The organism is Xanthocytophaga agilis, from assembly GCF_030068605.1.
GTDB classification, from domain to species: Bacteria; Bacteroidota; Bacteroidia; order Cytophagales; family 172606-1; genus Xanthocytophaga; species Xanthocytophaga agilis.
Genome location: NZ_JASJOU010000007.1, coordinates 239,576 through 266,055 on the forward strand (window position 1 = coordinate 239,576; position 26,480 = coordinate 266,055).

Here is a 26,480-nt window from a genome sequence, read left to right on the forward strand (position 1 = left end):
AACAAACAAAAAGACCTCTTTCCAGAGTGGAAAGAGGTCTTTTAAGGAGAGAATACTAAATTTTCTAGTTGGCTACTTCCGAAAGGAATTTAATTCGCATAAGTCGTAATTCTTCTTCACTAAAATCATCTCCCATCTCGGCTAATGCTACTTTCATACTGTCTGTCTCTGCAGAAATAAAGTAATCCCAGATATCCTGTTGTTTGTCTTCATCCAGAATCTGATCAATATAATAATCCAGATTAAGACGTGTTCCAGAATAACAAATATGTTCTATCTCTTCTATCAAATCACTCATAGTCAAAACTTTTGACTCTGCGATTTCGTCCAGATTGATTTTCCGGTCAATTTGCTGAATGATAAAGATCTTGGTCTTAGACTTATTAGCTGTAGACTTGATCAATACATCAGAATCTGTCTCTATATCATTCTCAGCAACATACTTGGCTATTAGTTCAAGAAATGGTTTACCAAATTTAGCAACCTTTCCTCCTCCAACACCATTAATCTGCGCCAGTTCCTCTTTGGTTGTTGGATAGGTAGTAGCCATCTCCTCCAGAGAAGGGTCCTGAAAAATAACGTATGGTGGTAAGCCTTTTTCTTTCGCAATCTTTTTACGAAGTGCTTTCAGCATTTCAAATAAAGTCTCATCAGCCGCGCGTGGAGTAGATGGATTGCCAGCATCATTATCATCCTCGTCACTTTCTTCATCTACATTTGAATAATCATGATCTTTAGTCAGCGTGACAGGATAAGGATTATCTATGAATTCCAGTCCTTTAGCAGACGGACGGGCAATACCAATTACATCTACATCTTTTTCCAAGAAGTTATAAATGGTAATCTGACGATACACAGAGGTCCAATAGGCTACATCTTTTTCTGCACCTACACCAAATAGCTTAAGTTTGTCATGTCCGTAGCTTATTACGTAATCATTTTTAACGCCACGTAAAACATCCACAAGATGCGGCACTCCAAAACGTGACTCTGTCTGTATTACGGCCTGAACTGCTAGCACTACATCATCCTGCGCCTCAAATTTCTCACGAGGTTTCAGACAGTTATCACAATAGCCACAATCATGATCCAGTTGTTCACCAAAATAATGTAGAAGCTGACGGCGGCGACATACAGAAGATTCAGCATAAGCAGCCATCTCCTGTAAAAGATGTTTGGCATTATCCCGCTCTGTAACAGGTTTGTCCTTATTAAATTTCTCCAGCTTCAGAATGTCATTGTAGCTGTAGAACATAATACAGTTACCTTCCAATCCATCACGACCAGATCGCCCTGTTTCCTGATAATATCCTTCCAGCGACTTTGGAGCATCATAGTGAATAACAAAACGAACATCTGGTTTGTCAATTCCCATTCCAAAAGCGATAGTAGCCACAATTACATCTACTTCTTCATTCAAAAATGCATCCTGGTTGGCCATACGGATTGAGGCATCCAGACCAGCATGGTAAGGCAATGCCTTAATGTCATTTACACTGAGTAACTCAGCAATCTCTTCTACTTTCTTGCGGCTAAGGCAATAGATAATACCAGATTTACCTTTGTGGTTTTTTATATATTTGATTAGTTGCTTCTTCGCATCAACTTTTGGACGAACTTCGTAGTAAAGATTTTTGCGGTTGAAGGAAGATTTAAAAAGTTCCGCATCGTCCATGTCCAGGTTTCTTTGAATGTCAGTCTGGACTTTAGGGGTTGCCGTAGCTGTAAGGGCAATAATAGGGAGGTTTTTACCTAAATTTTCAATAATACCTCTGATCTTGCGGTATTCCGGGCGGAAATCATGACCCCATTCAGAGATACAATGAGCTTCATCTACTGCAACAAATGAGATGTTAGCTCTTTTGAGAAGGTCAATATTTTCTTCTTTGGTTAAAGATTCAGGTGCTACATATAAAAGCCTGATCTCACCATTCAATACATCTTTTTTAACTTTCGTGATTTCAGCTTTGCTGAGAGTAGAATTTAAAAACTGGGCGTTGATACCAACTGCATTCAACTGGTCTACCTGATTTTTCATTAAAGCAATCAGGGGTGAAATTACAATGGCTGTCCCAGACATCACAATAGCAGGCAACTGGTAACACAATGATTTACCTGCCCCTGTTGGCATAATTACAAACGTATTGCGTCCCGCTAAAATACTTTGAATAATTTCTTCCTGGGTTCCGCGAAACTGGCTATAGCCAAAAACGTCTTTAAGGGTTTCTTTTAACTGAGATAACTCGTCCGTCAACATCTGAATCTTTCTGAAGGTAGATAACTTTTATATTTTTAACGATGATTAGCGTATGCTGGTAAAACTTTTGCATCAAGTCTTATGTCAAAATTGCTAAAAAAGCGTTGCTTTGCAAACTTTATTTTGCACTTCATGAGGTAAGCTATGAAATATTTTTCAACAATTCAACTATATATAATTAGTTACAAATGAAAGTATTAGAAACCTCCCAAAGTTTGACAGGTTGGTTACTATTCTTACATTTGTCGAATATAGAGGAGCTTTCTTACAGTAAGTTAAATGGCAAAAGATGCATTTTATAAAATAAAATGAATCCAAATTCGTATTTAATCAAATATGATTTTTTCTATAGACGCTTTTTTGTAAAATAAAATTTTATACCGCCAGAGAATTTTAATACTACATTTTTCTTTTGATTAATTGGATAAATCAAATACTCATATAACTACTGGAAAAATATTTAACATATATACTTATTATTTCTATCTTACAAAGGGGATGTAAGATTTTTTTAAAAATTAATTAACGTACGAATAACAATTACATAAAGGAACCAGTAATGAGCAAAAACAACTATGTTATTATTATGGCAGGAGGTGTAGGCACACGCTTCTGGCCGTTTAGTCGCACCAGTAATCCCAAGCAGTTTCATGATGTATTAGGAACAGGCCGAACCCTGCTCCAACAAACTGCAGATCGTTTTGACGGCATCTGTCCACCCGAAAATATATATGTTGTAACCAGTGCTGAATACAGAGACCTGGTAAAACAGCAACTACCACAGCTCTCCTACGATCAGATATTATTAGAACCAGCTCGTCGCAACACAGCTCCCTGTATCGCGTATGCAGCCTACAAAATTGCTCATAAAGATCCTCATGCCAATCTGGTTATAGCTCCTGCAGATCATATCATATTAAAAGAAGAAGCGTTTAGAGCTGATATCCAGAAAGCACTGAAAGCTACCACAGAAACAAATAAGATTGTAACACTGGGAATTAAACCCAGCCGACCGGATACAGGATATGGTTATATCCAGTTTATTCCAAAAGATGGCGAAGAAGTTCTGAAAGTAAAAACTTTTACAGAAAAGCCAAATCTGGAATATGCTAAAAGCTTTATTGAGAGTGGAGATTATGTCTGGAATGCAGGGATCTTTGTCTGGAATGCGCAGACTGTAACCCAAAACTTTCTGCAGTATCTTCCGGATATAGCAGAAGCATTTGAAGATGGAAAACCATTCTACTTTACTACAGAAGAATCTACTTATATAGACAAAGCCTATTCCTGGTGTAAAAGTATCTCTATTGATGTAGGCATTATGGAAAAAGCAGATAAGGCAGGAGATGTCTATGTGGTATTAAGCGACTTTGGCTGGTCTGACTTGGGAACCTGGAAATCATTGTATGAAGTATCAGATAAAGATGAGCATGAAAATGTTATTGATGGCAGTGTGATGCTATATGACACCAAAAACTGTATCATCAAAACACCCAAAGATCGTCTGATTGCTATCAATGGTCTGGATGGGTTTATTGTTGCAGAATATGATAATGTGCTTCTTATCTGTCGCAAAGACGATGAACAAAAAGTAAAGGAGTTTGTCAATGATGCGAAAAATAAAGGAGACGAATTTGTTTAATCAACCCCATTGTTAACTATTTAACTTTATATACTTACCCTCATATTAAATATGAGGGTAATTTTATGTCTATTATGCAATACATCTATACTCTTATTATCTTTCTAAGTACTATTACTTATTCTTTTTCTCAAAATGAAACATCTGCAGTTTCACCCGAAAGCACAGATAGCGTGTATGTCACAGTGGAACGTATGCCTGAATTTCCAGGTGGTATTCCCAAAATAGGTGAGTTTCTACAAAATAACCTGCGCTATCCCAAAGCCGCCTTCAAAGCTAATATTACGGGTAAAGTTTTTGGAACATTCATAGTTGGAGAAGATGGAACTATTCGGGATATAGAAATAACGCAGGGTATAGGCTATGGATGTGATGAAGAAGTTATACGTGTTATTAAGCTTATGCCTAAATGGATTCCCGGTATGCAAGGAGGAAAGACAGTGGCCGTCCGTTATGTATTACCAATAAATTTTAGCATAGGGAAGAAATAAAAAATAGTCTATAACACATTACATCATTCCCCTCATAGTAGGAGTTAGTTATGTGGGTTAATTTTTATACCCTTTATGAAAACAATTTTTATCATACTATTTTCCGTTTTATCCATTCAATATACAATAGGTCAAACAAAAGAAAATTCTTTCAATACTACACCGTCCAGCGGCCCGTTGCTGGAAGTGGATCAAATTCCTGAATTTCCAGGAGGGATTTCAAAATTGGGTGAGTTTTTACAAAATAATCTGCGTTATCCTAAAGCTGCCCGCAAAGCTAACATTACGGGTAAAGTTTTTGCCAGCTTTGTGGTAGATGCCAAAGGAAGAATTAAGGATATATCTATTGCCAAAGGATTGGGTTATGGATGTGATGAAGAAGTTATACGCGTTATTAGACTGATGCCTAAATGGAAACCAGGCATAAAAGATAATAAAGCAGTTCCTGTACGTTTTTCTCTTCCTATTTCGTTTTCACTATCTGACTGAATATACTTAAGTCTTCTATTTAATAACAAGCCGCTTACATCACAGATAAAATGTATTTATTTAAACATTCCATAAAAAAACAACTTTCTTCACTGATTATCGCTTTGCTTGTCTGTGTCCCTCTGTATGCTCAGGACTCGTCTACTGAACAAGACAGCTCACCAGTAAATGGAAATGTTTCTCAACTAAATGAAGTACAACCTGAATTCCCAGGAGGCATGGAAAAATTAAGTAAATTTCTAAAAGCCAATCTGAAATACCCGAAAGCAGCTCGCAAGGCACATATTACAGGTAAAGTCATTTGTTCTTTTGTTATAGATGCAGATGGATTTGTACAGGAAGTATTTGTTACCAAAGGCATAGGATATGGTTGCGACGAAGAAGCGGCTCGTGTACTTAAACTTATGCCGCAATGGAAACCTGGTTTACAAAACAATCAAAAAGTACCTGTCAGATATTCTTTTCCTATCAGTTTTGGGCATGGACAATAAGTAATGGATAAATCATAACAGAAATTTTCATTCGCTGTTGTGGAAAAAGGAAGTCTTGTGCATCAAAGCAGAAAATACTGCTTTATGTACAAGGCAATACCTATTCTTTTTTCTGTTTTTTTTCTCTCAGTCTCAGATTATGCTCAGGCAAAACAGAGCAAACCAAATACACCAATCCCGGAGACATTTCAGCCACTGAATTGTGAGAAACGTCTTTTCTGGACAGCACAACATCCTCAATATCCGGAGGGTATATCTGCATTATATACTCTCATTCAAAAAAATCTTAGATATCCTGCTCTGGCAAGGAATAACAAAGTTCAGGGAACAATCTATGCTGGTTTTATAATAGATGAGAAAGGATTTATCAAATCCCCTCAGATTTTACAAGGCTTAGGGTATGGGTGTGATGAGGAGGTAGTGCGTGTACTTAATCTTATGCCGCAATGGATTCCTGCACAACAAAACGGAAGGAATACAGCTATTAAATATATCCTACCTATCAGCTTCTATCTTGCGATATAAGGCTTTTCGTTACTATTCAAATCATATAGAAGATAGCAACTACAACTAAAAGCAGCATTTTGTATGCAAAAATATACATCTGTAATCTTACTAATTATTCTTACAGCTTGTGATTTTCACAGAGAAACAGACTTTACAGTATTCAACTCTCATCAGACACATTTTCCTACTCTTTACAAAACCACAACCATTGATTCAAAACCTTCCGAACGAGCACCACAATTTCCAGGTGGAGAAGAAGGATTGAAACAATTCATTACAGATAATCTGCAATCACCACCAGAAGCACTAAAAGCCGAAGTTACAGGAAAAGTATATGTTAGCTTTACTGTAGGAGATAAGGGTCTGCTTCAGGATATAAAAGTAATTAAAGGCTTAGGGTATGGGTGTGATGAGGAAGTAGTACGATTAGTCAGACATATGCCAGTTTGGGAACCTGGTCTTCAGGGAGGTCAACCTATTGATGTAAATTACATTCTCCCTGTTGAGTTTAAGAAGACCAGAATAACCCGGAAATAAATAAAAGAGCAATTACTATGAAACGTCCACTAATACAACTATCTACATATTGCATCTTTTGCATTCTAAGTATTGCGTTATTCTTATGTTGCAACAATGAATCCTCTTCTATAACTACTCAGAAAAAGTTACCAGATACCTTGTTAGTAGAGGAAAAAATAGAAGATCTTCTTATCTCTGATTCAGATTATCTAGAAAGATTAAATTTTTATAAATTACAAGAAGAAGACATTATAACAGGAGCAGTAGTAGACAAAGTAGCTGAATTTCCTGGTGGGGAAAAAGCAATGAAATCATTCATACAAAAGCATCTGAAGTATCCACACACTTCATCTGATATAAGTGGAGTAGTATACGTTACTTTTTGGGTTCAACAAGATGGTCACCTCGAAGACATCCATGTATTAAAAGGAATAGGGTCAGACTTTGATAAAGAAGCCCTACGAGTGATTCAACTCATGCCTAACTGGAAACCAGCACAGTTAAATCATCGTAATGTGCCTCTCAGATATACTCTACCTATCTCTTTCTCTCCACATATAAAGTGATTCGATGTGTCCTCAAATAGTCAAGTTCGTCCTCTTTTTATGTCTGATAATTATCTCCTCCTGTAGTTTTGTTGATTATGAGCTATTGATTTCTTCAACCCAGAAAGAAGAGTATCCTATAGATACTACAGCATTTACAGATTCAGTAGCGTTCTGTGCTTGCTTCATAGAGCAAATACCCGAATTTCCTGGAGGCAGATGGGAGTTAGCTCAGTACTTACATCAAAATATTCGGTGGCCAACTACCGCCACGGATGCTAGTGGAGTTGTATATATCCGATTTCTTGTCAATACAGACGGCAGTATTAGCAACATTGAAGTAATAAAAGGGATACATCCGGATTTTGATGCAGAAGCCGTACGCGTTGTTCAGCATATGCCTAAATGGAAACCAGGGAAATCATATGGTGAAATAATAGCCCAAGAGTATACATTACCTATTCGTTTTATATTGTCATCAAACTCTCCCAACTAATCAGTATTAGATTATGGAAAAAGGAAGTTCTCTGCATCTACCTAACAGGTAACAGAATCTTCCTATGAGAAAATCTTTATTCTTCCTTTTCCTTTTGAATTGTAGTGTCTGTATTGCTCAACAATCAAAGTCAAGAACGTTTTTAAACCCTTCCCCCAAAACGCAGAGTTTAACATTTACAACTACTACAGAACAACCTCCTTCTATAGATAGCTTATTTATCGTTGATAAAATAGTTCTATCTGAGGCAACTGAAGATATAGGACAAGGTGGAGGTGTATGGGCTGAACAAATGCCTGAGTTTCCGGGAGGTATCAAAGGTATGAATGCCTTCATAAAGAAGAATTTAATGTATCCGGAAGTCGCTAAGAAAGCAAAAGTAGAAGGTGTTGTGTATGTGAGTTTTATTGTCAATGCAGAAGGAGCTATTGATGAGGTTAAAGTAATGAAAGGTATTGGGTATGGATGCGATGAAGAAGCAAAACGTCTTATCCATTTTATGCCAAAATGGATACCTGCACGGCAGAATGGAAGAAATATAGCTGTTCGATATTCTTTACCTATTCGTTTTTCTTTTCCTAAAGAAAAGAAATAATACTTCTACGGCTTATGCTTTATGAGAAAAAGTATCCTGTTTATACTCCTTATTTTAATATCCTGCTCCATCAATAAAGAAAAGATACAACCGCAATTCGATAAACAGGACAACACGCTAGATGAGGATACAGCAATTGTTTGTCTACTTTACCCACAAGTAATGCCTGAATTTCCAGGAGGTGTGCAAGCCATGCATAGTTTCTTTAAGAAAAATCTCCAGTGGCCTTCTAATAAGACAGATCTAGGAGGAGTTGTATTTGTTAACTTTCTAATCAAACCAAATGGCAGTATTGTAGAGCCTGGAATAGCTAAAGGTCTGAACCCTGATTTTGACGCAGAAGCCATACGAGTTATCAAACTCATGCCTAACTGGATCTACCCAGAAAATCCCGACCAAACACAACGACAGGGAATGCGATACAGCTTACCAATTCGCTTTAATCAGAAGTAGAGATTATACTTCCACACTTTTATCTCTCTCATAGTATTTATACAGATAAAATTTTGACTATCAAATAGTTATCAACCATATAGTGCGTATAAAACACCCCAGCGGGAAGCTATTTCAACGGAATGCGGCAGGTAAAAAGTAATGCCACCTATCTCTCCTATTACCCAGACACTGGCACAAATGTTTGGCAGGTTTGCACACAACTTTTCTTTTTAACACAAACCTTTTAATCCTATTTCACTATGGCTTCTTTTGGAGATTCCGTAAAAAACTTCTTTTCTGGTTCAGATAATGTTGAATCACTTCGCGAATTATTTCTTGAAGAGTTAAGAGACATTTATTATGCAGAGAACAAATTGGTGAACACACTACCAGCTATGGCAGAAGCTGCAACCACCAATGATCTTAAGACTGCAATTACCAGACACTTAGAGGAAACCCGTGGCCATGTACGCCGTCTGGAACAAGTATTCAGCTCAATCAATGAAACACCTTCCGAAGTTACCTGTGAAGCCATGAAAGGCTTACTCGAAGAAGGCAACGAACTCATTGATGAAACAATCGAAGGCACACTTACCCGGGATGCAGGTATTATCATAGCTTCTCAAAAAGTGGAACACTATGAAATCGCTGCATACGGCTCATTACGTACACTGGCACGTCTGCTAGGTTATGAAACGGCAGCTTCCTTACTGGCTCAAACATTACAGGAAGAAAAAAATGCAGATACCTTATTAACAGATATCGCAGAATCATTTGTGAATCAACGTGCATTGGCAGAATAATTGTGTAGACTTGTTCACAACAAAAAAGACCTGATCACCTCAGGTCTTTTTTGTTATCAGGATTACAGACTATACCCTCCATCTACTGTTATCACTTGCCCTGTAATAAAGGTATTGCCTAAGAGAGTATCAATAACGGCTGCAATATCTTCGGGCTGCCCGACTCTCTCGACTGGAGTTAATTGAGCTAACTGCTGAAATGTTTGCTGTTTGGTTTCTTCTGGCAGAAAATTCCACCAGGGAGTATTAATCACGCCAGGAGAAACTGCATTTACCCGAATGGGTTTGAGTTCTTTGGCTAACACAGGAACCAAAATTTCCAGTGAGCCATTAATAGCCGCCAGACCACCTGTTCCTTCTCGTTTGGCTTGTGAACTGGCAGCAGACACAAATGTAATGCTACCATGAGAGGCAATATATGGAATAGCAGCCTGTGCGGTAGCTAATTGCGGAAACAGCTTTTCCTCAAAACCTTCTTTTAACTGTTGTAGATCCAGATCCCGAAATACCCCCATACCTTTTCCCCCGCTTACTGTAATCACCAGATCTGTAATAGGATCTATCTTTCTCATAAAAGCCTGCAATTGTGTTATATCAGAGGAATCTACAACTTCTCCACTTGCCAGCGGGCCTAATTCAGTTAACACGTGCTGTAGTTTCTCATTATCACGTCCTGTAATTGTAATCCGGATACCTTTTTCAATTAGTTTCTTTGCAGTAGCTAGTCCTATTCCGGAAGTACCACCGGCTATCATGACATGTTTGCGTTCTGTTGTCATTGTCCTGTTGGTTTAAAGTAGTAAATAAACACTTCAAAAGTAGGGTTTGACACAGAGAAGCATTGTTCACTTTTTGCTAAGTAGTTTGCATTTCTTGCTATTTGGGTTGTACAGCGATACAGATCTTACGGTTATGAGAAGCGTAAGGTAAATTTAAATCCAATTGAGAAAAAGCTTCAAAGCCTATGGATTCAGGGATAATCTCATATCCGCTCTGAGCAATCCATTGCTTTTTGAAATGAAGTGCATAATTCACCACCTCAGACATGCCTCCTGTTATCTGAATCTGTGCATGCTTAGCTCCCCCCAACGCCATCATTTTTTCAGTAAACCGAATATTTTCAGAAGGGTATACACGTATACCAGCCAAATAGCGGCATTGCTTCATCTTTGTAGTAACTGGCGAATCCAGAAATACACCATAAAAGTAAGGGTAACGATCTGTCAGATCTCTTGCTTCAGCCCATTGATATATATTCTGGAATGCTTGCATAATATTTTCTTCCGTATCAAGCAATGCAATCTCATATGCAATGACAAAGCGTTCCATTCGTATTATCTCTAACTGATCACTTGATAAACTAACAGTTGTGGTATTGTGTGTAAGCTTTTGCAATTCTGCTTCCCGATACTGCTCTGCGTTTATCTGGTATCTTCGTCGAAAGGCTCTGGCAAATACTGAAGCAGAACTAAATCCACAATCCATAGCAATTTCATAAATGGACTTATGAGGATAAAATATCAGCTCTTTACAAGCTTTCTCTAGCCGTAACCGAAGTATGTATTGTTTAGGCGCTTCTCCTGTCTGCTCTTTAAACAGCCTGTGAAAATGAAAAGGAGAATAATTTGCCTGTTCGGCCAGGATATCCAGGGATAATTCCTGATCAAAGTTTTTGTGAATATAATGGAGAACAGTGTCTAACATAGAAATCTATTTGTAGTTTATATGACAAGTAATACCCATACATTTTCTGTGTTGTCCATTATCCGGGCTTTTGGCATTGTTGCAATTACCAATTATGCGTTTAATTTTACTTATTCAAATATACAAACCAACTGCTATCCTATCTCACCTTATTCCATGAAGCTAAAGTTTATCTTACTCTTTGCTCTTACTATTATTTTCTGTCAGCTGGTTGCAGCTCAGTCTAGATTAAAAGCCATCAAAGCTGGAAAAGTCATTGATGTAGTCAGTGGTACAGTATTAAACCAACAGGTTATCCTGATTGATAGTAATACTATTGTCAATATAGGTTCGGGACTGGCCATCCCTGCCAATGCAGAAGTTATCGATCTAAGTCATGCTACAGTATTACCAGGTTTGATTGACTGCCATACTCACATTACTTCTCAACCCAGTGGTGACTATTATGGTGATATTTTCCGCAAAACGCCTATGGACTATGCTGTAACAGCCCATATCTATGCCAAACGCACATTACAGGCAGGATTTACGACTTGTCGCGATGTAGGTGCTGCAGCCTTTATAGATGTAGCATTGCGTAATGCTATCAATGCAGGAGAAATTGAAGGTCCCCGGTTGCAGGTTGCCACTTTATTTATTGGCTCTACAGGAAGTCATGGTGACTTAAATGGGTTCTCTCCTTTCCTGAGTTTTCAGTTACCCAAAGAAATGATGGGAGTAGCCGATGGTGTTGATGCGCTTCGCAAACAAGTACGGTATAATATTAAATATGGAGCAGATGTGATCAAGTTTGGGGCCGGAGCTGGCGTGTTATCTGAGGAAGAAAGTGTGGGTGCACCTCAGTTTTCACTGGAGGAAATGAAAGCTATCGTAGAAGAAGCAAAAATGTGGGGACGGAAAACCTGTGCTCATGCTCATGGCACAGATGCTATCAAACAGGCTATCCGGGCAGGAGTAGCCTCTGTAGAACATGGCAGCTTTCTGGATGCTGAGGCAATACAGCTTATGAAACAGCAAGGTACTTATCTGGTTGCCGACATTTACAACGATGATTACATTATGAGTGAATACAAACGCCTGGGCTATCCGCAAAAGATTCTGGACAAAGAACAACTGGTAGGACGTACGCAACGCGAAAGTTTTGCCAAAGCAGTAAAAGGAGGTGTTAAAATAGCCTATGGAACAGATGCAGGTGTATACCCTCATGGATGGAATGGAAAACAGTTTTACTACATGGTAAAGTATGGTCTTACTCCTATTCAGGCTATTCAGGCAGCGACTATCAATGCAGCAGATCTATTAGGATGGAAAGAACGTATAGGCTCAATTACCAAAGGCAAATGGGCTGATATTATTGCGATAGAAGGAAATCCACTGGATGATATTACTCTATTGGAGAAAGTTAAATTTGTAATGAAAGATGGTAAAGTTTACAAGAACGAACTAAAAAAATAACCACACTTCCTAAATACAGCAAAGGCAAAGAAGACTGACATTCATCGAGTATTCAGTATTTCTTTGCCTTTGTTTTTTATTTAATTCTAACCAGACATTGTATGGAATGGCATCTGATAGCAATGGCAATACTTTATATTATAGCGGGAATCCTTCACTTTGTAAAACCCCGTATGTATGAATCGATCATGCCCCCCTACATTCCGGATCATCGTGCTATGGTGCTGCTCAGTGGATTTGCAGAATCTGCCTTAGGTATTGGTTTATTATTTTCACCAACCAGGGTTTGGTCTGCGTGGGGCATTGTACTTTTGCTGATTGCTATATTTCCTGCCAATATCTATATGGCTACCAGCCAAAAATTCCATCGCATTCCGTCCTGGCTACTACGGGCTCGCCTCCCACTACAGGCTGTCTTGATCGCATGGGCTTTACGGTATACCTAACCATGTAAACCTGATAGGGATTATAATTTTTTCTCAGGAACCTCTTTCTGATATCCTTTCCCATCTATCACAACTTTTTCTATAGTTCCGTCTGCACTGAGTATAAAATTGATAGTATCTTTTCCATACCATTTTTTCTCATACCACCCCCTAAACGTATTATAATGCCAATGTTCTACCGTAATCTTAACGAACTTATTGATTGTGACAGATAATTGATTATTTGCAAGAGTAATCACTACATCTCCATACAAAGGATCTGAATACTTGCCAGTATAGGCTTCCAGAGGAAACGAAGGTTGTGTATTTAGTTTTCGGCTGCTTTCGAATTCTTTCTCTGCTGTTTTTGCTGCTTCAGCCAGATTCTGATATAGCGTCAAAAACTCAGCACTCCAATCCCGATTCCCTCCCAGGGCAAACAAGTCAAATGCCTTAAACATCAATGCATGACGTATCTCTGCATGATCATAGTTACCCAGAATATAGATACCTAACTTAGCCTCGGGCAATTGGCCATGAATAGCAATAGTACCTGGTAAGCTACCTGTATGAAAATTAACTTTCTTACCTTTATAGTCCTGTTGAAACCATCCTAATCCATACGTTGTCCAATTAGGTTGGGTTAGTCGCATGGTAGGATAAAACTGGGAGGGTGGCACCATTACCTGAGGTTTAAATAATTCCGTCCACGTTTGCGGATTTACCAACCTTCCACCTGTATACTTGCTACTATCGAGCATACAGGCAACCCATTTTGCCATATCATCCACACAAGACCAGACACTGCCAGCCGGTCCAATAGCATCTGCTTTTAAATCTTCAATGGCAACGATAGTATTCTCTACTTTGAAATGGGGACGTGATCGATTGGCATCCGTTACTTCTTTAAAGTAGGGTTTGGTACGGGTCATTCCCAGAGGCTGAAAAATACGTTGTTTCATAAATTCTCCCCAACTCATACCACTTACTTTCTCAATTACCTTCCCAGCTACCAGATAAAAAATATTCTGGTAAATAAAGCTTGCCCGAAACGAATAAGAAGGTTTGACCATTGCCATCTTTTGAAGAACCTCCTCTGAAGACCAATCCGTATCACCCCATAGAAAATCTGTATTACCTACACCTGAATTATGGGTAAATAGATCCCGGACAGTCAGCTGTTTTGTCACATACGGATCATACAGATGAAAATCTGGCAGGTATTTAATTACAGGATCATTCCAGCTTACCTTACCTGCATCTACCAGCATTCCCATGCCTGTTGCTGTCAGTGCCTTAGTGGTAGAAGCACAGGCAAATAGTGTATGTACATCTACAAGTTGATCCTTTCCAACTTCACGTGTTCCATAGCCTTTCTTTAAAATTACCTTTCCATCTTTTACAACAGCAATAGCAAGACCAGGAATCTGCCACTCTTTGACTGCTTTTTGAATGTAGGCGTCAAATTCATTGAGTTGTTTTGCTGTTTGCGCAAACAGCAAGGGAGAAAACAAATAAAACAGAAGGGGTAAGAGTCTCTTCATAATGGTTTGTATAGTTAAGTTTTACATTACTTTTAGTATTGCCGTAATAGCATAACCCAATATACAACAATAGCAGCACTACAAAAATGTTACTACCCAAACATATAATACATTTAGATACGTCATTATTTTCCAAACTCTTTCAAAGCAAAAATCCCATCTGCTTGTTGAGGCAGATGGGATTTTATATTAGCAATTTGAATCTCATTATTGGGTGACACTATCCATCAGGGTAGCCTTGATTGCAAAATCTGGGGATACTGGCAACTGAAAACCTATCACCAACATATCATCCATTTGCGATTCATGGCCTTTCCAGTCATGTATAGTCTGTGTCAGTATCTGTTTTTGTTCTGTGGCTGGTTTAGCATGAATATCTACCAGTAATTGACGGAAACGTTTTGCCATAAACTTCCGGTTGTCAGGTCCACCAAACTGGTCTTCATATCCATCTGTGAACAGATAACAATGCGTATTAGCACTTACTGTAAAGGTATGATTGGTAAACAATCGTTCAGCTTCTTTCTGAACTCCACCAATTCCAAATTTATTGGCTTTTGTTTCAATCAGTTCACCATTTTCAACAATATATAATGAATTATTAGCTCCTGCATACTGTAACAACAATGTGCGTTTATTGAAAGTACAAAGTGCGATATCCATACCATCCTGTCTTTCGCTATTATCCTCCTCCTGTTTCAGCGCTTTACGCACGCCTTTGTGTAACAGATTCAGAATTTTCGCTGGCTCGGTAATACCTTTCTCATTGACAATCTGGTTTAACAACGTATTACCGATCATGGACATAAATGCACCTGGTACGCCATGTCCGGTACAGTCAACTGCCGCAATAATAACAACCTCTTCTTTCTCTGAGAACCAATAGAAGTCACCACTCACAGTATCTCGTGGCTGGAAGAATACAAATGATTCTGGTAATGCCTTCTCAATCTGGGACTCTAATGGTAAGATAGCATGTTGGATCTTCTGAGCATAATTGATACTTCCAGTAATGTGTTTGTTCTTTTTGGAAATATCTGTGTATGCCAGCTCCAGTTCATGCTTTTGCAATTCAATATCGTTTTTCTGAAGTTCAATCTGCTCTTTTTGCAAGCGTATTTCCAACGTACGTTCTTCTACACGTTGCTCCAGAATGCGATTGGCTTGTTCCAGACGATACGTACGAAAACGTACGAAAAATACAACACCAGCAGCAATGGCAATCAACACAAAACCTTGGAACCACCATGTTTTCCAGAAAGGTGGACGCACTACAAAATCAAATTCGCTCACTTCACTTATTGTTCCTTGTGCATCACGGGCTCTTACCTGTAAAGTAAATGAACCATCAGGTAAAATAGGAAAACGAAATACAGGTGCTGTTTGCCATTCAGACCATTCATTGCCAATACCTGATACACGATACTGATATTGAATGGCTGCTTCCTGACCAAACTGACGAGGAGACACTACAAACTGAAGTGCATTCTGATCATATGGTACACTAACATCATCAATAGGCAGATTCTTACCCTTTTTGTCAGCTACTCTTTCAAGATATACATGAAGTGCAGGAAGTGTACTAAAGTTAGGGTCGCCATTGATCTGGTAAATCTGATTGGCAGCATCTACCACCCAGATATTTTGTTTGCCGTCAATGTATACATCCCGCAAATCTGAAAACAGATTCAACAAAGATGTACGTTGCTGATCTATTTTTTGTGTGCTGCTAATTTCCTGCCATCTTCCTTCCAAACGCATCCAGGTAAGATCCTTCTGTCCATAGACAGGGGCACGCAGATCTATTCCTTTCTTAGTCCAATCTCCATCAATTTCCAGCTTATTTTCAGAACTGTTAAAGCGATATAATTTATTGTCTATAATAAAGGAAGGCTTACCTTCTGCCAGGAATACAGGAATAAGGTCAGAATAAGGAAGTCCGGTAGTATAAGGATGTGCCTTATGAATTTTGCCTTGTGTATTCAGTTCCAGCTTCCATACCTGATTCAGGCTACCCAGCCATACTGTATTTCCTTCCTGACACATAGAATGAACAGGTGTTGATACCTGGCGGGTATAATTTTCGGGTTCCCACTTGTCTCCACGCAAATTCAGAGCATATAACCCGTTTTGAGCTCCAACCAGAATTCGTTTGGTAGTAGAAGCATATAAGGACTGTACATATACACCTGTCAACAAGGGGGTTGAAGAGGTTCCACTAATCTGATATACACCATTACTTCCTGCTGCCAGTATCCGGCCCTCAAACAAAGAAAGCTGACGACACTTTCCAGCAAACCCTTCTACTTTCTTGAACAGATAAGGGATAGACTGTAATGCGTAGATTTCTTGCTGACGATTGACATTCGTTGGTTTGTCTTCCAGTTCAATAACTTCTTTTTTCTGGTCTACCTTTACATCATCTTTTCCTCCAAATAGCTTTCCAAGCAAACCTTTTCGATTTTCTTTAATGGTAATGGTTTTTGTGATGCGTTCAATCTGGCGTTTTTGCTTTATAAATCCGGAAACTTCCTGAAAAGAGTCGGATTTATCCAGATAGAAAATACCTTCTGTTGTCGCTACATACAGCATATTCTTATGTGAAAGAACCTGCGTAACATTGCCAATCAATCCCGGATAAGTAGAGAAATTGGATACCAAAAAATGAAAATCAGCACGGCTTACTCCCATGGAATGACTGATCCACAAGTTTCCTTGTCCATCTTTACTTACCGCCTGAATTTCATCTTCAGGTAAGCCGGTCTGGAAGTTTACAACGTGACGTATCTTTCCTGTTTGCTTTTCAATAATAACACAACCACCCGAAACAGTAGCAAGGGCATACATAGAAGCTGATAAGTCTGTGCCACTTGATAACTGATTCGCATCCAGATAACTTTGTGCCTCAATAGATAAAGGAGATAACTGCTGACCGTTAAAGATCCACAGACGATTGTTGGATGTTCCCAGAATCTGCTTCTGTTCCGATAAAGGAATAGTCGCTACAATACGGGATTGTCCCAAAACCTCTGTTCCTGCAACGGTAGTCAATTGCTTCCCATTAATACGTTGCAAACCTTTTCCTGCTACATTTACAAAAACCTGATTCTTCTGAACAAACAAATCCTGAAAGGTTGCAGAACCGGATGCTTTCCATACATTACTTAACTGGTCTTCTTTTACATCCCACTCATATACAGCTGACTTATTTAACAGATATACATGATTTCCATTACTTTTTATCTGTGTAATAGCTCCTGTAATCTTTTGTTCCTTCCCATAGCCAACAAACTGATTCTCTCCATTGGCGTTTGTCTGAACATAGCCAAATCCTTCCTGACACCCTACATATACACGCTCTGAATAATCAGGGTGTGTAGTCAATGATAAAGGTGTGGTAGCAGTCCGAACCAGTATCCATTCTGATCCATTATAAAATAACACCCCTTTGGTATTGGTTACATAAATATGCTGATCACCTCCAGACAGAATAGAAGTAAATGTGCGGGGTAAGTCATACCCTGGAAGATTAGCAGGTATAATCGTATAATTGGTGATATAGGGATTACCTTGTTGGGCGTTGGCAACGAAGCTTCCTCCCAATAAGACAAATAGTAACAGAGATACTCTTAAAATATATGTAATTCGTGACATGATACTGAGAATAGTAGCGTTTTCTTTTACTTTTCAGTAAAAATACCTCCGCTATTTCAAAGGTTACATATCACTGGGAGAAGGCTGTCTCTCAAATCAGTAAGGTTGTTCCGATTTGATAGTATGCATACATAGGATATCACATAAGCCAGCCAAACATTACAGGAATTCTTGTTTGAGAAAATAATGGCAATCCGCATTTTTATTATGTTACTGCTTCCATATCTATCAATCTTAGAGAAAGTTACCAAACAGGTATGTAAAACAATCTATTACCAGAAGCTATACTGTATCTATTTTTGGTACACAGTAAGTCTGCACAAGGTTTTATGAAAAAACGAGATTTTAACAAGAAGTCTTAGTTGTACTTCAACAAGAATAGTCTGTCCTATAACTATTCGTGTATCAGGCCTGTTCAGAGTTCACGATTGAAGCAGATATTGAAATATTTCGTTGAGCCTGCACTATATGTCTTTCATTGTGTGCAATCAAAAACTGTAACACATCTCCTAGTTTGAGACGTATCCATTGCAGGATTGAGATAGGAATACGAATACAATTTAAGTCTACATGACGAGCCTGACAGATATAAGAGAGTAAAGTTTCTTGTTGCTGGATAAATTCGGCTACTACAGCATAGGGATTCAGATTTTGATCAGGAATATGCCCTTTAAAAGCTTTGTATTTCCCCGTTCCTATCTGCGGGTCCATCATTCTGTTAAAATACATTCCTAACCAGGTACTACGAAAAGTTTCAACATTGGGCTTTGACTGTGCCTTGGTCAATCCTTTCTGAATTTGAGGCAAATAATACTTACCATAACTATTCAAATGCTCCAGACACTGAGCAATACTCCATCCTCCATTGGCAGCAGGAGCTAATAAAATGTCCTCACTAAGATTCTGAAACTGTTCAACACACTGCCGAAGATGTTGTTCCACTTGTTCTTCCAGTGAATCCAATAGCTGGTCTTTTAATACAGGTTTCATTTCGTTAGTAATTAACAGCTAAAGTTCTTTTATGTAGAAACAACAAAATAACAGAGACTCCAAACAGGATTGATTCAATGCATAACCATTGTGTTCCAAATGCGCCAAGACTTCCTTCAGAAAAGATGGTCATCAAACGGGATAATGCATAGAAACCCCAAAGCATTGACAGAAAAATTAATCCCATATGTATATCTTTTCGCATCAGATAAAGCAGGCTGATAAAAATAGTCAATCCAACACCTCCATATACTCCTCGTATAGAACTAAATGCATCTGTATTAGATAAGTTGACATGTACCAGATCCATGACAGATTGCGGATTGACAAATGCCATCAAACTGACAGACAACAAGCTTAAAGCTGAAAAGAGGATAAATCCTCTTGAGAGGATAGTTAATAAATTAGTTTTCATAGTGTTATGTAATAAGATACACAAAGATGAATGTATTTATACACAACACTCTTGGTAAATACCAAGATTTTAAATCTTTACTTTGTTTATCAGCTTGCTAAAATTGGTTGGATCAATACCCAGATAATTAGCTAAGTATTTATGAGGTACCCGTTGCAGAATATGCGGGCTTCGTTGTAAAAGCTTTCTGAATTTTTCTTCTGACGAGTAGCACTGCAATTCGGCCAGCCTCTCCAGTACTCCGGCCAATGCTTGCACAAGACCTTGTCTTACCAATAATTCTATTGCACGACTCTGCTCAGTTAATGCCAGCAAATCAGTTGCTGAGGCCCGTAAAAATACCGATGGAGTCAGGGTTTCATAAAAATAGCGGGATGTTTGTTGCAGAAGTAATGAGTCCAGCACCCCACCAAAAGAAGGCGAATAGGTAAATACTAATGTGGCTTCTCTGTCCTGATCGTCAAAGTAATATACCCGCTGCACGCCATCTACTACAAAATACAGATACTTTTCCTTTTCACCTACACGGGTAAGTACCTCTTTTCGTTTAGCCGAAAAAGGTGTCCAAATCTTTGAAAAAATTTTCCAATCCTTATCAGGAAGTGGATAGCTATAATCAATAAGTTTTTTTAAAAGATCAATAGGTAGTATCATAACAAAGTAATGTTCTATCTATTTCAAACATTACTTCGGGCAAGTTACCTCTTCCGTCTTATCAATCAAACATTCAGGTATCATGCTTGCAGAATAAGTGGTAGAGTCACCATAAACTGACCATCCTGCTCTTCGATTTTGGGAGAAGCCTGCCCCAACATTCTGTATTTAGTCAGAATATTATTTAATCCAACTCCATTGCTAAGCACTCTTACTTTTTTACGTTGCAAATTATTACTTACCAGTAGTTCTCCGTTTTTATCGGTTCGAATTTGTACAACCAATTCCTGATCTGGTAGAATAATATTGTGTTTTACTGCATTTTCAACCAAAAGTTGTAGTGTCAGAGGAGGAATTTGGTATTGATGAAATGATGGATCTATATCCATTACCAATTGCAAAGAACTCCCATGCCGGGTATGCAAGAGATTAAAGTACGATTGGATAAATTGAATTTCTGTATGTAACTCTACCAGATCCTGATCATTGGTGCGCAGAAGGTAACGATATACCGAAGAGAGTTCATCCAGAAAACGACTGGCTTGTTTGGGATCTTCCTCAATCAAAGAGCCCAAAGAGTTTAGACTATTGAATAAAAAGTGAGGATTGACCTGGTTCTTAAGAACCTCTAACTGACTTTGTAGTTGTGCTTTCTTTAACGATTCTGACTCAATAAAATATTTTTTCCACTGCTCCAATGCATTCGTCCCTTCATAAATACTGGCAACCAGAATAACTACTCCCAACACAAATCCAAATGCCCATACTTGCCTTTCATATACAAGTGTATAACCCACCAACTTGTATAGCTGAAAAATAACAAAAGTTATAGCCGAGGAACTACAGCTTACCAGGATGTATGAAATAAAAGCACGTAGACCAAATTGATGATAAAACGGATAAAGTCTATGAGTCCATAATGCAATGGCATTATTAGTAAACCAATGAAAGTAATAGATACAGGACGAGAGGGTTGTTGTAATAATAAATAGCTTCCAGTCATGCCAGTATGCTTTTCCCAGCAGTATGCAGTTAAGCGTAAGTACAAATATAGGTAAAACTATTCCCCGAATCAGGTGATCTTGCCGAGTATAAGCAAATCTGTTCACAATGTCTGAAAGTTCTTTTAACGACTAAATACAATACTATAAGATGAGTAGCTCACTAGTTTCAGCATAGCTCTTAAAGTCATAAAAATATTTAGCACAAAGAAAGGATTAACTCACTATCAACTACTTACCTAATCAACTATATTTCCCATTATCGAACAAGTAGTGTTCAGTCCCGGACAATAGTTTTTTTGAATTTGCAGCGAGTCTGTTAAAAAATACAAATTTTGGATCTGGCACTTCATTTGTGTTGCAAACACTATACCAATCCAGTACGAAGATATACAATAATCATTTATATATCAATCCATTACTGCTATTCAAATAGAATATATCCTGCAGGAATTTTACAACATATAACCTGTCTGAATTATGAATACTATTACCAGCACTCAAAGAAGTAAAGGACAACTATTGCCTGGCCTGATTATACTGTTCTTTATTGCAGTACTTTTCGCAGTAGGACAATCGTTAAAAGAACGATTTAAACCTGATAGTATCTATTTCGTTATTAAGCCACAAATCTCTCATGAGACATTAACAATCATTGCCAAAAAATTAAAAGACAGAGGTATTCAGGTTACCTATCATGATATGGTGTTTGAAAACAACCGATTAACATCCATTAATGTATCTATTCAGGTATCCATTCCGGGTAGGTCCAGCACCTCTTTTACATTACAGGAGAACGGAAAATTACATGAATTTGAACCACTTATCTTTTACTATGAAGATGGAGGAGAGAAAGTTGGCTTTGTCAAACAAACACCGGAAGAATTGTCAGAAACCGGCAAGAAAATAGTCAATGAAAATCTTATAGGCTTGCTTATTCAGCAAAGAGACAGTAAAGAAACAATCGGTAGCTGGCATGTCGATTAAACCGACATGCAGGCTCAAAAGCACTTTTCGTTATCTTCTGAGCCTGCATACCTTTTCATGAAAAGAGCTTATTTTGCCCGGGCAGTCTCTACATTATGTTTTTGATTTCGAAGGATGTTCTCCAACGTCCATTCGAAACGATTTTCAAAAGAATGTTTGCGTACCTGGCAATCGTCTTTTGGACAAATACTGCATGAGAAATCTTCACATGCATCCATATGTACAAACATCTCGACACTTTCACCGAAGTTATCTCTAACCAGTTTCTCCAATGCAGCTACTTCTTTGTGTGCTTCTAATACAGTGAGATACCAGGGTACAGTAAGATGGCAATCCAGATGCAGACGACTCCCATATTTAATGATACGAAGATTGTGCATATCAATCCAGTTTTCTCTACGGGATTTCTGCAACAGGGCAACTACCTTGTTTAGCAATTCTTCATCAGCTTCATCCATTATACCCGCCAGTGACCCTCTGATGATCTTATAACCAGTATACAAAATCAGTCCGGCAAATACCAATGCCACCACACTATCCAACCAAGCTAGCCTCGTGAGGTATAACAAAATCAGTCCAACTACAATACCAATGGTAGAATAGGTATCTGACTGCAAATGCTTTCCACTGGCTATTAAAGCCAGTGAATTATTCTTCTTTCCTCTCTGAACAGCCACATACCCCACTCCATAATTAACTAATGCAGTAATACTTACCAGCAATATACCATAATCCAGCTTCCCTACCGGATGAGGATGTGTGAGATTAATAATAGCCTCATAGATAATAACAAGTCCAGCTACAAAGATCAACGTTCCTTCAACAGCCGCCGATACAAACTCTATCTTTCCGTGTCCATACGGGTGATTCCGATCCCGCGGTTGCGCTGAAATATATAAGCTATACAATCCAATAAATCCACTGATTACATTGATGGTGCTTTCCAGCGCATCCGTAAGAATAGCCACCGAGTTGGTCAGATACCAGGCAACTATTTTAAATGCAAACAAAACAACTCCAACAATGGCTATAATCTTTTGATAATTAAGATTTTCTTTAGCTTCGGTCATATATGTATTCAATATTCTCCTGAAATTCTCTGCCTAACCATCCTCCAGGCAAAAGAAACAGTTTGTCTCAACACCCGTTTATCAGGTAAAGTTCTGTTCTATCCGTAAGATTCTTTGTTCGCTTTCTTATTTTTCTACTTTTGCAAAAACTAAAACCACATTACAAATGAAGAAACTTTTCCTGCTTGCAGCAACTACACTTCTAACTTCTGCGGTATTTGCTCAGAAAGACGACAAAAAAATTACCGATGCTACAGTCAATAAGGCAAAGATAGAATCCCATATTTATTTTCTGGCGTCAGACGAACTCAAGGGACGGCAAACGCCTTCTCCTGAACAACTCATTGCAGCCCGCTATCTGACTACCCAACTACAAAGTTATGGAGTGAAACCTCTTCCAGCCTATCCGGATTATCTACAGCCAGTAGCTATGCGCACAGTATCAGCTCCTAGTCAAGTTACTGTTGCCTACAACAATACTACTTTCCTACTTAAAGAAAGTACACTGAAACTGGATGGAGATAATGTTTCTTTAGATGCAGAAGGTATCTTTCTGAACTATGGAACAGAAGAAGATTTTAAAAGTGCGGATGTAAAAGGCAAAGTTATTATTGTAAAAGCAGGTCTGCCCCAACAAACCAATCCCCGGGCATGGATGTCTGCCAGACAGGAGAAAGCCAAAAGAGCAACAGAAAAAGGAGCTGTGGGAATTATAGAACTATATGCCAATCAACAACTGCCATGGAAACTATTAACAAGTTATTTCAAAGGAGGCTCTGTTGAGTTAGATGAATCTACTACTAAAGCAAAACCATCACTTACACATATCTGGCTGCATGATCCGGAAGGTAAAGAAGCCGTTTACTGGACAGATAGTAAAAAAGCCAAAGTACAGATCAAAATTAGCGGCATCGCAGAGAAAAAGTTTAACACCTATAACATTGTGGGGTATGTAGAAGGAACGGATGCTAAATTAAAGAACGAATACATTGCCTACTCTGCCCACTATGACCATATCGGTGTTGGCAATCCCAACGAAAAAGGCGATACTATTTACAATGGTGCTCGTGATAATGCAGTTGGTTCTGTAACTGTTCTCTCAGCAGCTGAAAACCTCGCGAAATATCCAACCAAAAGATCTGCCTTGTTTATTCTTTTCACAGGTGAAGAAAAAGGCTTATTGGGAAGCAGATGGTTTGTAGAACATTCACCGCTGGAACTGAATAAGATTGTATACTGCTTTAACAGTGACAATGCTGGTTACAATGATACATCAATTGCCACAATTATTGGTTTGGGACGTACCACAGCAGAGGGATTCATAAAAAAAGCATGTGAGACATATGGACTGAAGGCTACCGATGATCCGGCACCTGAACAAGGGTTGTTTGACCGTTCAGATAACGTAAACTTTGCCAAGAAAGGGATTCCTGCTCCTACTTTTAGTATGGGCTTTACTTCTTTTAGTGGAGACGTTACCAAATTCTATCACCAGGCTTCTGACGAACCCAGTACACTGGATTATAGCTATTTGTACAAATTCTTCTCTGCCTATGTTTACTCCTGTCGTATGATAGGCAATGCTCCGGCACGTCCATTTTGGAAAACAGGAGATAAATACTTTGATGCAGGTACACAACTTTATAAATAAGCATTTTCACTTATATAAAAACAGGAGGTTTGAATCCTCCTGTTTAACTTTCTTTTGTTACTCCACCTGAGCCTGTAGAACGTTTGTTTATTGATTTAGGATTACCTTTGTATCGGACATCTCCACTACCACTTGTGTGCACTTTCAGACTTTCCTGAACATTTACGCTACAGTTTCCACTACCAGTGATAGAAGCATCTACATTTCCTGCTACCAGGTCAAATGCATTTGCATTTCCTGAACCAGAAATGTGTACATCAAGGGCATTGCAGTTACCTCCTAGTGTCATGTTACCAGAACCTGAGATGGATGACTTTACCTGATCTGCCTCACGAATCTTCAGTTGCATGTTCCCGGAACCGGATATTTTGCTCTCAAAATCTTCATGACGCAAATCCCATACAGATTCACTTTTGACAGAAGAAGAGCCAGAGATATGTACGGATGTCAGCATTGCAGTGGTAACATAAACCTTCACTGGCTCGTGTTTACGAACATTAATGCGTCCATAGTGAATCTTCAATCTTTTTCCTTCTACTTCTGTTTTAAGAACATCAAGAATGTTCTGCTGTCCTTCTACCCGTATAGACGGTGAAGATCCTTGTGTAACATAAACATCGGCATCATTTGACACATCAATAGCATCAAAAGCCTGAGTTGAACGATTTTGGGTAATTACGGGTCCTTCTCCTTTCACTCCAAGCAAACTATTTTGGCCGGAAGCAAATCCAACAAATAAACAAATAAACAAATAAACAAATAAACAAAACTATCAGATGTAGCGTTTTCATAGTATAATCATTAAATGAATGGTTTATATCTTTTTCAGTGTGTAATTCTGGTTATTAGATACAAATAATCCTGAGCAGGTTGCATTCTGTTCAGGATTATTTTCTAAAAGACCTATTACTCTGCATTGATTACTTTTCCAGATCCGGAAATATTTGTTCGGATAGTTGGATGGCCTTTATATCGGACAGTTCCACTTCCACTGATATGTGCTTCCAGCTGGCTTTGTACAGTTAGTTCACAATTCCCGCTTCCGCTTATATGTACATTCGCATCTTTACTGATTAGATCAAAAGCATGTACATCCCCAGAACCTGATATCTCAATATCATGCTCTCTACAATCTCCCTGTAAATAGATATTACCGGAACCAGAGATATCTGTTTCTACTTCATCTGCATCCAGTAGTGTCATTTCCATTTTTCCTGAGCCAGATACAGACAAATCAAAATCATTGACAGTCCAGTTAGTCATACCTTCCACATAGGCAGACCCACTAACATGTATTTCTTCCAGTTGAGGAGTAGTAATATAAATACGTACAGGCTCATGTGATCGTACAGTGACGCCACGCTGATATTGAATAACCAGCTTATTGTTTCTGACATAAGTTTCCAGTACATTTAGAATGTTGTCTTGTCCTTCTACATGTAATGGTTGTCCAGGTCCCTGTGTCAGATATACTTCAATATCGCTGCTTACATCTATTTGATTAAATGTTCCAACAGATCTGGTTTCTGTAATAACAGCTCCACTACCTCTTACAACTTCCCATGGTTCACAAGCAGTGAATGACAGTAAGACGAACAAGCAAATGCTATAAATTAAAGACTTCGTTTTCATAGTTGAAATGGATAAATTGCGTATTTAA

27 protein-coding genes are annotated in these 26,480 nt (G+C 38.5%); 15 read left to right on the plus strand and 12 right to left on the minus strand.

The window, feature by feature from the left end; all coding sequences use genetic code 11:
• Window positions 1–64: 64 nt before the first annotated feature.
• On the minus strand, window positions 65–2,257 hold the full coding sequence (recQ, locus tag QNI22_RS20750; RefSeq protein ID WP_314513627.1) for a DNA helicase RecQ: 2,193 nt from the start codon (window positions 2,255–2,257) through the stop codon (window positions 65–67).
• A 559-nt stretch (window positions 2,258–2,816) separates the two neighbouring features.
• Between recQ and QNI22_RS20755 the strand changes: the two genes are divergently transcribed.
• From QNI22_RS20755 to QNI22_RS20805, 11 genes are all read left to right on the plus strand, one after another.
• Window positions 2,817–3,899, plus strand: coding sequence for a mannose-1-phosphate guanylyltransferase (locus QNI22_RS20755; RefSeq protein WP_314513629.1), 1,083 nt, complete (start codon window positions 2,817–2,819; stop codon window positions 3,897–3,899).
• A 74-nt stretch (window positions 3,900–3,973) separates the two neighbouring features.
• Window positions 3,974–4,390: an energy transducer TonB gene (locus QNI22_RS20760; protein WP_314513630.1), complete on the plus strand. Its 417-nt coding sequence runs from the start codon at window positions 3,974–3,976 to the stop codon at window positions 4,388–4,390.
• 75 nt (window positions 4,391–4,465) lie between these two features.
• A complete protein-coding gene (locus tag QNI22_RS20765; RefSeq protein WP_314513631.1) occupies window positions 4,466–4,879 on the plus strand; it encodes an energy transducer TonB in 414 nt (137 codons plus the stop codon).
• Between the two features lie 50 nt (window positions 4,880–4,929).
• Window positions 4,930–5,370: an energy transducer TonB gene (locus QNI22_RS20770; RefSeq protein WP_314513633.1), complete on the plus strand. Its 441-nt coding sequence runs from the start codon at window positions 4,930–4,932 to the stop codon at window positions 5,368–5,370.
• Window positions 5,371–5,454: 84 nt separating this feature from the next.
• On the plus strand, window positions 5,455–5,895 hold the full coding sequence (locus QNI22_RS20775) for an energy transducer TonB (RefSeq protein WP_314513635.1): 441 nt from the start codon (window positions 5,455–5,457) through the stop codon (window positions 5,893–5,895).
• A gap of 63 nt (window positions 5,896–5,958) precedes the next feature.
• Complete coding sequence (locus QNI22_RS20780; protein ID WP_314513637.1) at window positions 5,959–6,414, plus strand: energy transducer TonB; 456 nt, start codon at window positions 5,959–5,961, stop codon at window positions 6,412–6,414.
• A 17-nt stretch (window positions 6,415–6,431) separates the two neighbouring features.
• Entirely contained in the window at window positions 6,432–6,962 is a 531-nt protein-coding gene (locus tag QNI22_RS20785) for an energy transducer TonB (RefSeq protein ID WP_314513639.1), read from the plus strand.
• A gap of 85 nt (window positions 6,963–7,047) precedes the next feature.
• On the plus strand, window positions 7,048–7,437 hold the full coding sequence (locus QNI22_RS20790) for an energy transducer TonB (RefSeq protein WP_314513641.1): 390 nt from the start codon (window positions 7,048–7,050) through the stop codon (window positions 7,435–7,437).
• A 64-nt stretch (window positions 7,438–7,501) separates the two neighbouring features.
• Entirely contained in the window at window positions 7,502–8,032 is a 531-nt protein-coding gene (locus QNI22_RS20795) for an energy transducer TonB (RefSeq protein WP_314513642.1), read from the plus strand.
• Between the two features lie 21 nt (window positions 8,033–8,053).
• Window positions 8,054–8,485, plus strand: a complete 432-nt coding sequence (locus QNI22_RS20800) for an energy transducer TonB (protein WP_314513644.1) — start codon at window positions 8,054–8,056, stop codon at window positions 8,483–8,485.
• Between the two features lie 242 nt (window positions 8,486–8,727).
• Entirely contained in the window at window positions 8,728–9,270 is a 543-nt protein-coding gene (locus tag QNI22_RS20805) for a YciE/YciF ferroxidase family protein (protein ID WP_313983068.1), read from the plus strand.
• Window positions 9,271–9,332: 62 nt separating this feature from the next.
• On the opposite strand, the gene QNI22_RS20810 is transcribed toward QNI22_RS20805, so the two are convergent.
• Entirely contained in the window at window positions 9,333–10,049 is a 717-nt protein-coding gene (locus QNI22_RS20810; RefSeq protein ID WP_314513646.1) for an SDR family oxidoreductase, read from the minus strand.
• 97 nt (window positions 10,050–10,146) lie between these two features.
• Window positions 10,147–10,974, minus strand: coding sequence for a helix-turn-helix domain-containing protein (locus QNI22_RS20815; RefSeq protein ID WP_314513647.1), 828 nt, complete (start codon window positions 10,972–10,974; stop codon window positions 10,147–10,149).
• A gap of 21 nt (window positions 10,975–10,995) precedes the next feature.
• Here QNI22_RS20815 and QNI22_RS20820 point away from each other — a divergent pair, with 21 nt between their 5' ends.
• Window positions 10,996–12,429: a Xaa-Pro dipeptidase gene (locus tag QNI22_RS20820; RefSeq protein WP_314513649.1), complete on the plus strand. Its 1,434-nt coding sequence runs from the start codon at window positions 10,996–10,998 to the stop codon at window positions 12,427–12,429.
• 101 nt (window positions 12,430–12,530) lie between these two features.
• Entirely contained in the window at window positions 12,531–12,875 is a 345-nt protein-coding gene (locus tag QNI22_RS20825; RefSeq protein WP_314513651.1) for a DoxX family protein, read from the plus strand.
• A 20-nt stretch (window positions 12,876–12,895) separates the two neighbouring features.
• On the opposite strand, the gene QNI22_RS20830 is transcribed toward QNI22_RS20825, so the two are convergent.
• The 6 genes from QNI22_RS20830 to QNI22_RS20855 all read right to left on the minus strand — a co-directional run bounded on the left by QNI22_RS20830 (window position 12,896) and on the right by QNI22_RS20855 (window position 21,220).
• Window positions 12,896–14,398 (minus strand): serine hydrolase, encoded by a 1,503-nt coding sequence (locus QNI22_RS20830; protein WP_314513653.1) that lies wholly within the window; start codon window positions 14,396–14,398, stop codon window positions 12,896–12,898.
• Between the two features lie 207 nt (window positions 14,399–14,605).
• The gene (locus tag QNI22_RS20835) at window positions 14,606–18,052 is read right to left on the minus strand and encodes a SpoIIE family protein phosphatase (protein WP_314513654.1); all 3,447 of its coding nucleotides are present in this window, start codon (window positions 18,050–18,052) and stop codon (window positions 14,606–14,608) included.
• 405 nt (window positions 18,053–18,457) lie between these two features.
• Window positions 18,458–19,042: a DinB family protein gene (locus QNI22_RS20840; protein ID WP_314513655.1), complete on the minus strand. Its 585-nt coding sequence runs from the start codon at window positions 19,040–19,042 to the stop codon at window positions 18,458–18,460.
• Window positions 19,043–19,046: 4 nt separating this feature from the next.
• Complete coding sequence (locus QNI22_RS20845) at window positions 19,047–19,457, minus strand: DUF4345 domain-containing protein (RefSeq protein ID WP_314513656.1); 411 nt, start codon at window positions 19,455–19,457, stop codon at window positions 19,047–19,049.
• Window positions 19,458–19,526: 69 nt separating this feature from the next.
• Window positions 19,527–20,111 carry a Crp/Fnr family transcriptional regulator gene (locus tag QNI22_RS20850; RefSeq protein WP_314513658.1) on the minus strand — a complete coding sequence of 195 codons (585 nt, stop codon included), beginning with the start codon at window positions 20,109–20,111 and terminating at the stop codon, window positions 19,527–19,529.
• Window positions 20,112–20,191: 80 nt separating this feature from the next.
• The gene (locus tag QNI22_RS20855) at window positions 20,192–21,220 is read right to left on the minus strand and encodes a sensor histidine kinase (RefSeq protein WP_314513660.1); all 1,029 of its coding nucleotides are present in this window, start codon (window positions 21,218–21,220) and stop codon (window positions 20,192–20,194) included.
• A 372-nt stretch (window positions 21,221–21,592) separates the two neighbouring features.
• Between QNI22_RS20855 and QNI22_RS20860 the strand changes: the two genes are divergently transcribed.
• Window positions 21,593–22,099, plus strand: a complete 507-nt coding sequence (locus QNI22_RS20860; RefSeq protein ID WP_314513662.1) for a hypothetical protein — start codon at window positions 21,593–21,595, stop codon at window positions 22,097–22,099.
• A 68-nt stretch (window positions 22,100–22,167) separates the two neighbouring features.
• Here QNI22_RS20860 and QNI22_RS20865 read toward each other — a convergent pair whose 3' ends face one another.
• On the minus strand, window positions 22,168–23,169 hold the full coding sequence (locus QNI22_RS20865) for a cation diffusion facilitator family transporter (protein ID WP_314513664.1): 1,002 nt from the start codon (window positions 23,167–23,169) through the stop codon (window positions 22,168–22,170).
• A gap of 166 nt (window positions 23,170–23,335) precedes the next feature.
• Here QNI22_RS20865 and QNI22_RS20870 point away from each other — a divergent pair, with 166 nt between their 5' ends.
• Window positions 23,336–24,820: a M28 family peptidase gene (locus QNI22_RS20870; protein ID WP_314513666.1), complete on the plus strand. Its 1,485-nt coding sequence runs from the start codon at window positions 23,336–23,338 to the stop codon at window positions 24,818–24,820.
• A gap of 43 nt (window positions 24,821–24,863) precedes the next feature.
• Here QNI22_RS20870 and QNI22_RS20875 read toward each other — a convergent pair whose 3' ends face one another.
• Together QNI22_RS20875 and QNI22_RS20880 are read right to left on the minus strand one after the other, a co-directional pair.
• Window positions 24,864–25,517, minus strand: a complete 654-nt coding sequence (locus QNI22_RS20875; protein ID WP_314513871.1) for a head GIN domain-containing protein — start codon at window positions 25,515–25,517, stop codon at window positions 24,864–24,866.
• Window positions 25,518–25,726: 209 nt separating this feature from the next.
• Window positions 25,727–26,452, minus strand: a complete 726-nt coding sequence (locus QNI22_RS20880) for a head GIN domain-containing protein (RefSeq protein WP_313983037.1) — start codon at window positions 26,450–26,452, stop codon at window positions 25,727–25,729.
• Window positions 26,453–26,480: the final 28 nt, after the last annotated feature.